This is a genomic window from Allobranchiibius sp. GilTou38, from assembly GCF_017565325.1.
Taxonomy (GTDB): Bacteria; Actinomycetota; Actinomycetes; order Actinomycetales; family Dermatophilaceae; genus Allobranchiibius; species Allobranchiibius huperziae.
Genome location: NZ_JAGEKN010000012.1, coordinates 101,203 through 113,961, shown reverse-complemented (window position 1 = coordinate 113,961; position 12,759 = coordinate 101,203). Strand labels below are relative to the sequence as shown.

The 12,759-nt window shown below is 70.1% G+C and carries 12 protein-coding genes; 4 read left to right on the top strand and 8 right to left on the bottom strand.

Annotation, left to right across the window (positions count from 1 at the left end; translation table 11 throughout):
• Positions 1-30 precede the first annotated feature (30 nt).
• Genes JOB34_RS15345 through JOB34_RS15335 form a run of 3 tightly spaced genes read left to right on the top strand, consistent with a single transcriptional unit; the run spans position 31 to position 2,272 of the window.
• Complete coding sequence (locus JOB34_RS15345; RefSeq protein ID WP_208053506.1) at positions 31-1,077, top strand: aromatic ring-hydroxylating dioxygenase subunit alpha; 1,047 nt, start codon at positions 31-33, stop codon at positions 1,075-1,077.
• Positions 1,074-1,313 carry a hypothetical protein gene (locus tag JOB34_RS15340; RefSeq protein WP_208053505.1) on the top strand — a complete coding sequence of 80 codons (240 nt, stop codon included), beginning with the start codon at positions 1,074-1,076 and terminating at the stop codon, positions 1,311-1,313. The genes JOB34_RS15345 and JOB34_RS15340 overlap by 4 nt, the downstream gene beginning before the upstream one ends.
• A complete protein-coding gene (locus JOB34_RS15335) occupies positions 1,310-2,272 on the top strand; it encodes a PDR/VanB family oxidoreductase (RefSeq protein ID WP_208053504.1) in 963 nt (320 codons plus the stop codon). The genes JOB34_RS15340 and JOB34_RS15335 overlap by 4 nt, the downstream gene beginning before the upstream one ends.
• Before the next feature lie 6 nt (positions 2,273-2,278).
• On the opposite strand, the gene JOB34_RS15330 is transcribed toward JOB34_RS15335, so the two are convergent.
• The 7 genes from JOB34_RS15330 to JOB34_RS15300 form a co-directional block, all read right to left on the bottom strand.
• Positions 2,279-3,913, bottom strand: a complete 1,635-nt coding sequence (locus tag JOB34_RS15330) for an MFS transporter (RefSeq protein ID WP_208053503.1) — start codon at positions 3,911-3,913, stop codon at positions 2,279-2,281.
• Positions 3,914-3,996: 83 nt separating this feature from the next.
• On the bottom strand, positions 3,997-4,482 hold the full coding sequence (locus JOB34_RS15325) for a MarR family transcriptional regulator (protein WP_208053502.1): 486 nt from the start codon (positions 4,480-4,482) through the stop codon (positions 3,997-3,999).
• A 20-nt stretch (positions 4,483-4,502) separates the two neighbouring features.
• Positions 4,503-5,390, bottom strand: a complete 888-nt coding sequence (locus JOB34_RS15320) for an amidohydrolase family protein (protein ID WP_208053501.1) — start codon at positions 5,388-5,390, stop codon at positions 4,503-4,505.
• The gene (locus JOB34_RS15315; RefSeq protein ID WP_208053500.1) at positions 5,387-6,889 is read right to left on the bottom strand and encodes a long-chain fatty acid--CoA ligase; all 1,503 of its coding nucleotides are present in this window, start codon (positions 6,887-6,889) and stop codon (positions 5,387-5,389) included. Before JOB34_RS15315 ends, JOB34_RS15320 begins: the two co-directional genes overlap by 4 nt.
• The gene (locus tag JOB34_RS15310) at positions 6,886-7,830 is read right to left on the bottom strand and encodes a 3-hydroxyacyl-CoA dehydrogenase NAD-binding domain-containing protein (protein WP_208053499.1); all 945 of its coding nucleotides are present in this window, start codon (positions 7,828-7,830) and stop codon (positions 6,886-6,888) included. The genes JOB34_RS15315 and JOB34_RS15310 overlap by 4 nt, the downstream gene beginning before the upstream one ends.
• Entirely contained in the window at positions 7,827-9,791 is a 1,965-nt protein-coding gene (locus JOB34_RS15305) for an acetoacetate--CoA ligase (protein ID WP_208053498.1), read from the bottom strand. Before JOB34_RS15305 ends, JOB34_RS15310 begins: the two co-directional genes overlap by 4 nt.
• Positions 9,788-10,582, bottom strand: coding sequence for a crotonase/enoyl-CoA hydratase family protein (locus JOB34_RS15300; RefSeq protein ID WP_208053497.1), 795 nt, complete (start codon positions 10,580-10,582; stop codon positions 9,788-9,790). Before JOB34_RS15300 ends, JOB34_RS15305 begins: the two co-directional genes overlap by 4 nt.
• A gap of 211 nt (positions 10,583-10,793) precedes the next feature.
• On the opposite strand from JOB34_RS15300, the gene JOB34_RS15295 reads away from it, so the two are divergent.
• On the top strand, positions 10,794-12,089 hold the full coding sequence (locus tag JOB34_RS15295; protein WP_208053496.1) for a chloride channel protein: 1,296 nt from the start codon (positions 10,794-10,796) through the stop codon (positions 12,087-12,089).
• A gap of 244 nt (positions 12,090-12,333) precedes the next feature.
• On the opposite strand, the gene JOB34_RS15290 is transcribed toward JOB34_RS15295, so the two are convergent.
• On the bottom strand, positions 12,334-12,711 hold the full coding sequence (locus JOB34_RS15290) for an MscL family protein (protein WP_208053495.1): 378 nt from the start codon (positions 12,709-12,711) through the stop codon (positions 12,334-12,336).
• Positions 12,712-12,759 lie beyond the last annotated feature (48 nt).

Here is a 12,759-nt window from a genome sequence, read left to right as displayed (position 1 = left end):
GTTCCCTGTTCTCGAGCTCCGGAGGTTCCCATGTCCAGTTGGCCCCGCAACCAGTGGTACGTCGCGGCGTACGCGGCGGAGGTGACCGACGAGCTCATGGCGCGCACGATCTGCGGCGAGCCGATGGTCTTCTACCGCGCCTCCGACGGGGAGGCCGTCGCCCTGGCCGACCGCTGCGTGCACCGCCGGTTCCCGCTGTCCAAGAGCCACCTGGTGGACGCCAACGTCATCTGCGGCTACCACGGCTTCACCTACGACCGGACCGGCACCTGCCTCGCCGCGCCGGGCCAGAAGCGCATTCCGCGGACCGCGCGGGTGCCTGCCTTCCACCTCGTGGAGCAGGACTCATTGGTGTGGGTATGGATCGGCGAGACGGACCGTGCCGACGAGTCGACCGTCCCCCGCGCACCGTGGCTGGACTCGCCGGACTACACGACGGTGCGTGGGCTGGAACCGCTGAAGGCGCGTTATGGGCTCCTCGTCGACAACCTCATGGACCTCTCGCACGAGACCTACCTGCACGGCGGCTACATCGGCACGCCCGAAGTCGCCGAGACGCCGATCACGACGGAGGTGGACGACGAGGCGCAGGTGATCTACGTCAGTCGCCACATGGACGACGCCGCGTGCCCGCCGTTCTACGCGACGTCGACCGGCATCGAGGGCCGGATCACCCGGTGGCAGGACATCGAGTACCACCCGCCGTGCCTCTATCTGCTGCACAGCCGGGTCGCTCCGGTGGGCACGCCGGATCCGGCCGAGGACGGGCGGGACGAGCCGGCGTTCCACGTCGAGGTGGTCTACGCGATCACGCCCGAGACGGAGCACTCGACGCACGATTTCTGGATGGTGGCGCGCGATTTCGCGCTCGAGGACCAGGGTGTCTCGGACTTTCTGGCCGAGAGCAACCGCACGGTGGTCCTGCAGGACGTCGAGGCACTCGACGTGCTCGAGGTCGTGGTCGAAGGGGAGAAGGAGAACTACCAGGAGCTGTCGATCAACATCGACACCGGCGGTCTCGCTGCCCGGCGCATCATCGCGAGGCAGCTCACGCAGGGGGAGGCTGTGACGGCATGACAGCGGACGTCGATCTGACTCCCGCTCGCATGTTGCGCGGCGAGCACGTCTTCCGGGTGGTGTCCAAGCTCAACACCGACATCCTCGTGGGTTACTGCTGGTGCGGTGAGGCACAGGAGTCCGAGGACCCGATCACACTGTGGACGTGGCTGCTGGAGCATCCGGACGGTCATTCCTCCGGCAGGGGCGGCGAGAGCCCGTCGGCCGGTCGGCCGCAGGTCCTGGAGCCGGCATGACCGGCCGGGACGAGCAGGAGACGACCCTCGACCTGGTGGTGGAACGCGTCGCGACTCCGGCCACCGGGGTGCTCGAGGTGGTCCTGCGTCAGGGGAACGGCGCCGAGCTGCCTCCGTGGAGCGCAGGTGCGCACATCGACGTGGTCACGATCGACCACGTCCGGCAGTACTCGCTGTGCGGCGACCCGACCGACGCCACCTCGTGGACGATCGCCGTGCTGCGCGAGCCGGACGGGCGCGGCGGATCGGCGTACCTGCACGACACCCTCACCGCCGACATGACGGTGCAGGTCCGCGGCCCGCGCAACCACTTCGAGCTGGCACCCGCGGCGCGCTACGTGTTCGTCGCCGGCGGGATCGGCATCACCCCGATCATCCCGATGCTCGCCGCCGCGCAGAGTGCCGACGCGGACTGGACCCTCACCTACGGCGGGCGCACCCGGGAGTCGATGGCGTACGCCGGCACGCTTGTCGAGCAATACGGCGACCGGATCCGTCTCGTGCCGCAGGACGAGGTCGGGTTGATCGACCTCGACGCCCTGTTGGGCGACCCCGGGATCGCGGACGCGCTCGTCTACTGCTGCGGTCCCGAGCCGCTGCTGGCCGCTGTCGAGCAACGCTGTGCCGATCGCCCCCAGATGCTGCGGACGGAGCGCTTCGCTCCGAAGGCGCTCGAACTGCAGGGCGATGCCAGCGAATTCGAGGTCGAGCTCGCGGAGTCCGGCACGGTGCTCAGCGTCCCCGCCGACAAGTCGATCCTCCAGGTGCTGGAAGAGGCCGACGTGCCGATCCTGTCGTCCTGCACCGAGGGGACCTGCGGCACATGTGAGACCGGTGTGCTCGACGGGGTCGTCGACCACCGTGACTCGTTGCTCAGCCAGCAGGAGCAGGACGCGAACGATGTGATGTTCGTGTGCGTCTCGCGCGCCAGGTCAGCGCGGCTCGTGCTGGAGCTCTGAACTCGCTCAGTCCACGACCAGCTCGGGCTCCGGCGCCGCGACGAACGCGTGCTCGTGCTGACGTCCGCCGATCATCACCGCGGCGATCGCCGCCGCGACGAGCGCCGCGATGCCACAGACCAGGTACCCGATCGAGTAGGCATGGGACAACGCGTGGAAGGCGGTGTCCTTCAGCGGGTTCGGCGGATTCGGGATGGCGTTCGCGCCCAGTGGGCCGGAGTTCACCGCCCCCTTCACCGGCGGCGGCACCTTGGACGATGCGTTGAACTGCTGCAGCGCGCTGCCGAGGGACGGGGAGGACGAGACCTTCGACGCGATCGCGTCGGCGGCGTTCGTCAGGGCGATGGCCCCGATGATCGCCGGACCGAGGGTCAGTCCGAAGTCGCGCAGCATGCTGGTCGCGCCGCTGGCCATCCCGGCCTTCTGGGTGGGCACGCTGTTGACGGCCACGACGGTGATGGCGGTGACAGCCGTCTTGAAGCCCGCACCGATGACCAGCAGGGGCACCGCGACCGCGGCGATGGACAGGTTGGTGGCCGGGATCGCCGCCAGCACCAGGTCGCCGATACCGATGAGCGCCATACCGCCGGCGAGCACCCAGCCGGGGTTGAACCGCTGCAGCATGCGGCTGCTCACCGGGAAGAGGATCACGCCCATGATGTTGAGCAGCACGAAGCCGATCGAGGTCTTCAGAGGCGTGTACTCCTGGATCGCCGAGAGCCGGATGCTGGTGTCGTACGCCGTGCCGAGGTAGGCGAACATGCCGAGCACCGTCACGACGGCGGAGATGGTGAACATCCGGTTGGCGAAGAGGTCGAGCTGCAGCAGCGGCTTGTCGACCCGCTGCTCGACGAGCACGAAGAGCACGAGGAACACCACGGCGATCACGAACCCGCCGATGACCGTGAGGCTTGCCCAGCCGTCCTCGGCGCCCTGGATCACGGCGTACAACAACGCGAACAGCGCGACCGCGATGGTGATCTGGCCGGGCCAGTCCAGCGACCGACCCTGCGGGGCCGAGGAGTTCTGGGCGAGTGCCAGGGTGGTCGCGAGACTGAGCGCGGCGAGGATCGCCATCGCGAGGAACGCGTAACGCCAGCTGGCCTCGGGACTGCCGGAGTGGTGGATCCGGGCGAGCACACCGCCGATCACGGGGGACATGAACCCACCGGCGGTCAGGGCGGCGGCCCAGATCGAGATGGAGTGCGCGCGTTCGCGCACGGTGTGCGTCCCGGCCGCGATCATGGCCACCGACGTGGGGAAGATCGCTGCGGCGCCGACGCCGGCGATGACCTGGCCGGTGAGCAGCACGCCGACGCCGCCGGACGGGGTCAAGAACGCGATGAGCCCACCGACGACCACGAGGCCCGCGCCCGTGGTGAGCAGCCGCTTGCGGCCGAAGAGGTCACCGACCACGCCGAAGGTCAGCTCGAAGAGGGTCACCGGCACCAGGAAGGCGTCGGAGACCCAGGTCAGCTGGGTGGACGTCGTGCCCAGGTCCTTGTTGATGTAGCCGTTGATGACCGCGGGGATGCTGAGCCCGATCTGAGCGACGAAACAGGCGAAGACCGAGGCGAGCAGCGTGCCGCTCGTCAACCTCGGAAGGCCGCCGTGCGGCTCCGATGCTGCGGATGTAGTCATCGGCAGAGCAAAGCACAGGGCCGACCAATATGTACAGGTTTCCTGATCAATTAATCACGGCCCGGCGGACGTCGTACACGGGCTCAGTCGGCGGAGGGGTCCTCGTGCAGGGCCCGGCGGCACAGCTCCAGGGTCTGCCGGAGCGCGGCCGACTGCGCGGTGCTGGCGCGGGCGAGCATGCGCTCCTCGAGCGCGGTGACCTGCGGCCGCATCCGATCCAGCACGCGCCCGCCCTCGGGAGTGAGGGCGATCACCAGGCGACGACGGTCGCGGGGGTCGCGGTGCCGCTCGATCAGGTCCCTGTCGAGCAGGGTGCCCACCATGTCGGCCGTGCTCTGTGCGGTCACGAACGACAGGCGCGCCAGGTGTGCGGCGGTGAGATCGGGATGGCGTTCGAGCACGGTGAGCGCGGTGTACTGCAGGGCGGTCAGACCCTCGGGGCGGGCGAGGTCGTCCAGTGCGGCGCGCACCGACAGCTCGACCTGCTTCATCAGGTAGAGCAGCGTCGGAGGCGCCGTCCGCGCGATCGGCGGCGCGACGTCGTCGTCCCGCGCCCGCTCGCTCTTCATGGGCGCCATGCTAGGCAGCGTCAGCGCAGACCCAGGACGTGGGCGGCGTTCTCCTTGAGGATGCCGGGCCGGTGCGCGGGGTCGATCCCGAGGTCGTCGAAGTCGGCCAACCACTGCTCGGGCGCGATCAGCGGATAGTCGCTGCCGAAGAGCACCTTGCGGCGCAGCAGCCCGCCGGCGGCGCGCACCAGCTCGGGCGGGAAGTACTTCGGCCGCCACCCCGACAGGTCGATATAGACGTTGGCCTTGTGGGTCGCCATCGAGATGGCCTCGGCCTGCCACGGCACCGATGGGTGCGCCAGGATCACCGTCAGGCCGGGGAAGTCGGCGGCCACGTCGTCGAGCAGCAGCGGGTTGGAGTAGCGCAGCTTGATCCCTCGTCCTCCCGGGAGGCCGGCGCCGATGCCGTTCTGACCGGTGTGGAAGAGGGCGGGCACGCCGAGCTCCTCCAGCGCAGCCCACAGGGGCTGGAAGACCGGGTCGTCGGGGGAGAAGGCCTGCAGGCTGGGGTGGAACTTGAACCCGCGGACGCCGTACTCCTGCACCAGGTGACGCGCGCGCTGCACGGCCGCCGCACCCTGGTGCGGATCGACGGAGCCGAACGGGATGAGCACGTCCGCGTGCTCGGCCGCGGCCTGCGCGATCTCCTCGCTCGAGATCGCGGGGTGACCGGTCGCGGTGGTGGCGTCGACCGTGAAGACGACGGCCGCCATCCCGGCGTCGCGGTAACGCCGGGCCAGGTCCTGCACCGACGGGGTGCGGTTCTCGCTGCCCTTGAAGTACGCGGCGGACGCGTCCAGCAGCTCCTCGTCCAGGGCGAAGTGGCCGTGGCCGTCGGATTCGACGTGCACGTGGACGTCGAGCGCGGTGATCGCGTCCAGGTCGACGGCGGGCTCGTAGCGGGTCATCGGGTGGTCTCTCTGAGTCGGGACTTGACGAGTTTTCCGGAGGCGTTGTGGGGAAGTTCGGGCAGGAAGACGACGCTCGCGGGCCGCTTGTACCGGGCGAGCCGTTCGTCCAGATGAGCGAGTACGTCGGACTCCGACAGGTGCGCTCCAGGCCGGGTGACCACGAACGCGCGCCCTACCTCGCCCCACCTCTCGTCCGGCACTCCGATCACCGCGCACTCGGCGATCTGCGGGTGCTCGTGCAGCGCCTGCTCGACCTCGGCCGGATAGACGTTCTCACCGCCGGAGATGTACATGTCCTTGATGCGATCCACGATCCGCAGATAGCCCTCGCCGTCCGCGGTGGCGACGTCTCCGGTGTGCAGCCATTCGTCGGTGAACACCGCCTCGGTGGCGCGCGGGTCCTGCCAGTAGCCGGGGCTGACGTTCGGCCCGCTGACGAGCACCTCGCCGGGTTCGCCCGCAGGCACGTCCTCGTCACCGGCGGCCACCCGCACGTCGGCGAAGAAGCACGCGGTGCCCGCGGTCCCGAGCTTGCGGACGCCGTCCGTTGCCCGCAGCATCGTCGCGCCCGGCGAGGCCTCCGTCAGGCCGTACCCCTGCACGATCATCAGCCCGCGGTCCAGCCAGGTGTGCAGCAGCGACTCCGGGATCGGCGCCCCGCCGCTGAGTGCCAGGTGCAGGCTGGCCAGGTCCGCCGCGTCGAAGCGCGGTGCCGCCGCGAGCGCGAGGTACATCGAGGTCACCCCGAAGAGCAGCGTCACACGCTCGCGTTCGATGATGTCGACCGCGGCGACCGGGTCGAAGCGGGCCTCCAGCAGCGCCGTCCCGCCCTTGAGGATCGTCGGGAAGAGCACCTGGTTGAGCGCCGCCGTGTGGAAGAGCGGGGCGGTCACCAGCGCCACCTCGTCACTGCCGAGGTCGATGTCGACCAGCAGGTTGTAGACGTTCCACACCACGTTCGCGTGGGTGAGCATCACGCCCTTCGGGCGACCACTGGTGCCCGACGTGTACTGGATCATGAAGAGGTCGTCGAGGGCGATGAGCTCGTCGACCTCCCCGTCGTCCGGGGCGTGCAGTGCGTCGAGTCCGGCGCCCGTGTCGCGCGTGAACGTCACGATGTCCAGGGCGAGTTCGTCGACCTCCGGGGTCGACGCCGACGCGGCGAGCGCGTCCTCGATCAGCAGCAGCCGCGCGCCGCTGTGGCCCAGCACGTAGGCCAGCTCGGGCGGGGCCAGTCGCGTGTTCACCGGCACGAAGACGCCGCCGAGCTTCGCGGTGGCGAACATCGCGAGGACCATCTCCACGCCGTTGAGGCCGAGGAACGCCACCCGGTCACCGCGGGTGATGCCGCGCTCCCGCAGACCGTGTGCGAGCCGGGTGCTCGACCGGTGCAGGTCGGCGTACGTCGTGGCGCGGCCGTCCTGGACCAGCGCGGGCCGGTCCGGGGTCATCCGGGCGCGCCGCCGGGTCCAGGAGCCCAGCCCCTGGTCCCTCATGGCGTCTCCTCGCCGACGGTGTCGAGGCCGAGACGCTCCTTCGTGGTGAGCAGCTCCCGCAGCCCGCGATCGCGCCGGGCGCGCACCTCGGGCTCTCGCCCGCCGAGCTCCTCGGTGACCCCGGCGACCAGTTGCATGGTCAGCTCCGGCGTCAGTTCGGGATCGCCGAGGTCGGCCCACCAGTCGACCATCGGCGGTCCGAGATGCTCCAGCACGTGCGCCAGCCCGTCCGGGCCGCCGGACAGGTGCTGAGTGGCGATGGGGCCGAGCAGCGCCCACCGCAGACCCGGACCGGAGGCCACCGCACGGTCCAGGTCCGCGACCGAGATCGCGCCACGGCGGACGAGGTCGTAGGCCTCTCGCCAGAGCGCCGCCTGCAGCCGGTTCACGACGTGCCCGGGCAGCTCGGCCCGGACATGGACCGGGCTGCGTCCCAATGCGCGCATCGCCGCCATCGTGGCGTCGACGGTCTGCGCGGAGGTGAGACGCCCACCGACCACCTCCACGAGCGGCACCAGGTGGGGCGGGTTGAAGGGGTGCGCGACGACCACGCGTTCGGGGTGCCGGCAGGCGTCCTGGAAGGCGGACGGGCCGATGCCTGACGAGCTGCTCGCAAGGACGACGCCCGGGTCGGTGACCTCGTCGAGCGCCGCGAAGAGCTCGCGCTTCACCTTCACCCGCTCCGGGCCGCACTCGATGACGAACGCCGCGCCGGTGGCCGCGGCTGCGGGGTCGGCGTGGAAATGCAGCCTTTCCAGCGGCTGCGATGTGCAGTCGAGCTCGGTCAGATGGTCGGCCACCGCTGCGCGCAGTGCGTCCTGGGCGCCCGGTGCGGGGTCGGCGGCGTGCACCTCGAGCCCGCGGGACAGCGCGAGCGCGACCCAGCTGCCGCCGATCGAGCCGGCCCCGATGACGGCGACGGGGGAAAGGTCGGCGCTCATGCGCTCACCTCCGCCGCCAGCGCGATGAACGGGTCCAGGGATTCCGGGTCCGCGAGCGCGTCCCGGCTGACCACGTCGTGCGGTGTCGCGCCCTGCAGGATCCGCTTCACCGGGAGCTCCAGCTTCTTGCCGGTGAGGTTGCGCGGGACGGCGCGAACCCCCACGACGCGGTCGGGTACGTGCCGGGGGGACAGCGACGTACGCAGCGCGGCGCGCAGGGTGTCGATCAGGGCGTCGTCCACCTCGACGCCGGCGGTCGTGGTGACGAAGAGGATCAGTTCGCCGTTGCCGCCCGCGGGATCCTCGAGGTGCACGACCAGGCTGTCGGCGATTCCGGGCAGCTCCTCGACGACGCGGTAGAACTCCGCTGTGCCGAGCCGTACGCCGCCGCGGTTGAGCGTGGCGTCACTGCGACCGGTGACGACGCAGCTGCCGTCGGACTCGAAGACGATCCAGTCCCCGTGCTGCCACACACCGGGGAAGCGTTCGAAATACGTTGCCCGGAGCCGCGATCCGTCTGCGTCGCCCCACAGCCCCACGGGCATCGACGGCATCGGCGAGGTCACCACGAGCTCGCCCGGCTCGCCGATCACCTCCAGGCCCGCGTCGTCGTACGCGTGGACGTCGACACCCAGTGCCCGACCGGAGATCATCCCCGCGCGCACGGGCAGCAGCGGGTTGTTCTGCACCAGCCCGCTGCATACGTCGGTGCCTCCGCTGCCGACGTTGAGCTGCACCCGCGGCCCGAGCTGCTCGCCGATCCAGGCGTAGCCCTCGGGAGGCAGCGGCGAACCCGCGGAGCCGACGACCCGGATCCGCAGGTCCAGTCCGCTCAGGTCCACCCCGGCCGAGCGGCAGGCCATGATGAATCCAGGGCTCGCGCCCATCAGCGTGGCCCCGGTCTCCTGCGCCAGACGCCACTGCCACGTCAGGTCGGGGTATGCCGGGTCGCCGTCGATCGTCACGATGCCCGCTCCGACGAGCAGCCCGGACACCAGCGCGTTCCACATCATCCAGGCGGTGGTGGAGTACCACGCGATGACGTCACCGCGACGCAGGTCCCAGGACAGCGCATGGTTCTTCAGGTGCTCGACCAGGACCCCTCCGTGCCCGTGCACGATGGCCTTGGGGCGGCCGGTGGTGCCGGAGGAGAAGAGGACCACCAGCGGGTGGTCGAAGGGCACCGGTGCCGTCCGGTCGAGCGGTTCGGCCCCGGCGAGTGCTGCCGACCAGGAGGTCGCGCCGTCGACCCGCCATGCGCCGTACTCGATGTCGACCACATGGCGCAGCGTGGGCAGGCCCGCGGTGATGGCCGCGACCTGGTCACCGCGGTCGACGTCCTTGGTGCCGTAGCGATAGCCGCCCGCGACGAGCAGTACGACGGGTTCGATCTGTCCGAACCGGTCGATCACGCTGCGCGGGCCGAACTCGATCGCACAACTGGACCACACCGCGCCCAGGGCCGCGGTCGCCAGAAAGGCGACCACGGCTTCCGGGCAGTTCGGCAGGTACCCCGCCACCCGGTCGCCGGGACCGACGCCCAGGTCGGTGAGGGCGCGAGCGGCGCGCGCGACCGCATCGCGCAGCTCGCCCCAGGTGAGGTCGCGGTCGGCGCGGCTCTGGGACCGGGCGTGAATCGCCACGGCGGAGTCCTGGGCCCCGGCGCCGCGCAGCGCGTGCTCGGCGTAGTTGAGCAGCGACCCGGTGAACCACTGCGCGCCGGGCACCACCCGTTCCGCGAGGACGGACGTGCGCGTGCCGCGGTCGTGGATCCCGAAGAACTCCCAGATCGCGGACCAGAAGCCGTCGAGGTCCTCGACGGACCACTGCCACAGGGCGTCGTGGTCGCTCAGGTCGAGTCCGCGGTGCGTATGCAGCCACGTCAGGAAGCGGCCGACCTCGCTGGTGTCGAGGACGTCGTCCGGCGGGCGCCACAGCACGTCGCCGGTGTGCACGCTCATCGGTCGGTCACCTTCGGCGCGCGGCCCTGCAGGAAGTCCTGCATGCGACCCTTCGCATCGTCGGTGCCCTGAGCGATGGCGGCCATCATGGCCTCCATGAGATAGCCCTCATGCCGGCCGGATTCGGCGATGCGGGGGAGTGCCTGGATGACGGCGTAGTTGCTCTGCGGAGCGTTGTCGGCGATCCGGGCGGCCAGGCGCAGCGCCTCGTCGAGGCCGGCACCGTCGTCGACGACGTACTGGGACAGTCCGGCCGCGGCACCCTCCTGCGCGTCGTACCGACGGCCGGTAAGCATCAGATCGGCCATCCGGGCCACGCCGATGAGCCGCGGCAGTCGCACCGATGCTCCGCCGCCGACGAACAGGCCGCGCATCCCCTCGGGCAGGGCGTAGAACGTCGAGCGTTCGGCGACGCGCAGGTGGGTGGCCGCGGCGAGTTCGAGGCCTCCGCCCACGACCGCTCCCTTCAGGGCGCACACCACCGGCACGGGGCCGAACTCGATGAGCTCGAACGCGCGATGCCACATCCGTGAGTGCCGCACGCCGGAGATGGTGTCCCGCTCTGCCATCTCCGACAGGTCCAGGCCCGCGCTGAAGTGGTCGCCCTCGGCCGCGATGACCACGCTCGCGACGTCGTCGGGAAGATCGGTGAAGAACCGTTCGATGCCGAGCACCGTCGCGTCGTCCAGGGCGTTGCGCTTCTCCGGGCGGTTGAGGGTCAGCACGGCGACCTTCCCGTGCCGGGTGACGACCAGCGAGGGCGGCAGATCGGGGAACGTCTGATCCGGCACGGGCGCCTCCGGGGGTGAGCTGAGATAACGAGCAGGATTCCTGATGATTAGACCAGATGTGCGGCGCCGCGACAATGCCGTCGACCGTAGCCTCGGCCGTCGACTGCTGGCCCGTTCGCCTGGCTAGGGTGAGTGGGCGATGAGGTCGGGTGAACGCGAGCGGGTACCGCCGCCACTGTTGAAGAGGCGCCTGCCGTCGGGCCGCGGAGCGATGATGCAGCCGAACGTCACCCACGACGGCGACGCGGCCCTGACCCTGCGCTTCTGGGGTGCGATCGTCCTCACCGGTGTGCTGACCGGTCTGATCGGTGATCTGCTCATGGGCCTGCTGCGGCTCGTGTCGCGCATCGCGTTCGGTGCCAGAGGGTTCGGGGACTTCGCCGACAAGGTCGCCGCCGCAGGCCCCTGGCATCGACTCACACCGCTGCTGGTCGCCGGTGTCATCGGCGGGGTCGGGTGGTATCTGCTGCGCCGGTTCACCCCCGGACGCACATCCGAGGTGGACGACGTCCTCTGGACGGGTGAAGGGCGCCTGTCGGTACGCCGCAGCGCCGGCACGTCCGTGCTGTCCGAGATCGTCGTGGGCCTCGGCGCGTCGCTCGGCCGCGAGGCCGCGCCCAAGCTGATGGGCGCGGTGTCGGGCAACGTGGTCGCCGGGTGGCTCAGGCTGACCCCGGCGCAGCTGCGCCTGCTGGTGGCATGCGGCGCCGGTGCCGGTCTGGCCTGCGTCTACAACGTGCCGCTCGGCGGTGCGCTCTTCACGGCGGAGGTGCTGGTCGGCGCGGTCAACCTGCCCATCGTGCTACCGGCGCTGGCGTGCGCGGGCGTGGCGACCGTCACGGCATGGGTCGGTCTGTCGGACCACGCGACGTACGTGGGCATCCCACAGTTCTCCTACGACCCGCGGCTGCTGGTCTGGGCCCTCCTGCTCGGGCCCGTCGTGGGCGTGCTAGCCGCAGGGTACGTGCGGCTGATCGGGATCGTGTCCCACTACCGCGTCACCGGGCGATGGATGCTGATCGCACCGTTCGTGGCGTTCGCCGTGCTCGGTGTGCTGGCGCTGCGCTACCCGCTGCTCTACGGGAACGGGTCGGACATCGCCCGCCTCGGCCTCATCGGCGGCGGATCACTGGCGCTCTTCGTTGCGTTGGCAGTGCTGAAACCGTTCGTGACGTTGCTCTGTCTGGGCAGTGGCGCCTCGGGTGGTCTGTTCACTCCGGTGCTCAGCACGGGGGCCGCCCTGGGCGCCGCCCTCGGCATCCTCTGGAGCGACGTATGGCCGGGGTCGCCCGTCGGCGCGTACGCGCTGATCGGTGCGGCCGCGATGGTCGGCGCCGGGATGCAGGCCCCCCTTGCGGCGCTGGCGCTGCTGCTCGAACTCACGCACGGCGGGTTCGGGCTGATGGTGCCGATGATTGTCGCCACGGTGATCGCGACAGCGATCACCCGCTGGATCGACGGATATTCGATCTACTCGGCACGCCTCTCCGCGCCGGCGAGGGTGTAGGAATCTCGCCTTCGCTTCAGGGCGACGCCGTACGGGCGGATTCGCGTCCGAACGTCGTACGCGGGCATTGATCTGCTCAATGCGGAGTGGGAGCGGAATTCCTGCAACCGCATTGCGGTGCAGGAAATCCTTGCGCCGGCGCCGTGGAACAAGGAGGGGGACACGTCGCATCCGACGTGTCCCACTCCCCGTGTGCTCGAGCAAAGTCGGGCGGGCCCCCAGGAGCGCATTCGCCCGTCGAGGATCAGGCGCGCGGTCCTGCCCGCAGCTCGTCGCGGATCTGCACCAGCAGGTCCAGTTCGGTCGGGACGTCTTCGATTTCGACATCGCCCTTGCGGTGGCGCAGGGCCAGCTCGGTCGCCTTGTTGTAGGGCACGACCACGAAGAAGTAGACGACTGCCGCCAGGAGCAGGAATCCGATGAGCGCGGTGATGAAGTCGCCGACGTGGATCCCACTCGGCTGGTAGCTGGAGAAACTGGGCGAACCGCCGATCTTGCCGACGATGTCCATGATGACGACGACCAATGCCTGAACGACTCTGGCGAAAGCCGTCGCGATGACGAATGCGACGGCGAGTTCGACGAGGTTTCCGCGCATGATGAAGTCTTTGAAACCCTGCATGTCAAGTCCCCTTTTGCTGTGGACGATTTTTGCACGAATCTGCGTTCG

Bases quoted from the DNA above. Each gene is read 5' to 3' on its own strand.
- JOB34_RS15345 (WP_208053506.1), top strand. From the start codon at position 31: ATGTCCAGTTGGCCCCGCAACCAGTGGTACGTCGCGGCGTACGCGGCG.
- JOB34_RS15340 (WP_208053505.1), top strand. From the start codon at position 1,074: ATGACAGCGGACGTCGATCTGACTCCCGCTCGCATGTTGCGCGGCGAG.
- JOB34_RS15335 (WP_208053504.1), top strand. From the start codon at position 1,310: ATGACCGGCCGGGACGAGCAGGAGACGACCCTCGACCTGGTGGTGGAA.
- JOB34_RS15330 (WP_208053503.1), bottom strand. From the start codon at position 3,913: ATGACTACATCCGCAGCATCGGAGCCGCACGGCGGCCTTCCGAGGTTG.
- JOB34_RS15325 (WP_208053502.1), bottom strand. From the start codon at position 4,482: ATGAAGAGCGAGCGGGCGCGGGACGACGACGTCGCGCCGCCGATCGCG.
- JOB34_RS15320 (WP_208053501.1), bottom strand. From the start codon at position 5,390: ATGACCCGCTACGAGCCCGCCGTCGACCTGGACGCGATCACCGCGCTC.
- JOB34_RS15315 (WP_208053500.1), bottom strand. From the start codon at position 6,889: ATGAGGGACCAGGGGCTGGGCTCCTGGACCCGGCGGCGCGCCCGGATG.
- JOB34_RS15310 (WP_208053499.1), bottom strand. From the start codon at position 7,830: ATGAGCGCCGACCTTTCCCCCGTCGCCGTCATCGGGGCCGGCTCGATC.
- JOB34_RS15305 (WP_208053498.1), bottom strand. From the start codon at position 9,791: ATGAGCGTGCACACCGGCGACGTGCTGTGGCGCCCGCCGGACGACGTC.
- JOB34_RS15295 (WP_208053496.1), top strand. From the start codon at position 10,794: ATGATGCAGCCGAACGTCACCCACGACGGCGACGCGGCCCTGACCCTG.
- JOB34_RS15290 (WP_208053495.1), bottom strand. From the start codon at position 12,711: ATGCAGGGTTTCAAAGACTTCATCATGCGCGGAAACCTCGTCGAACTC.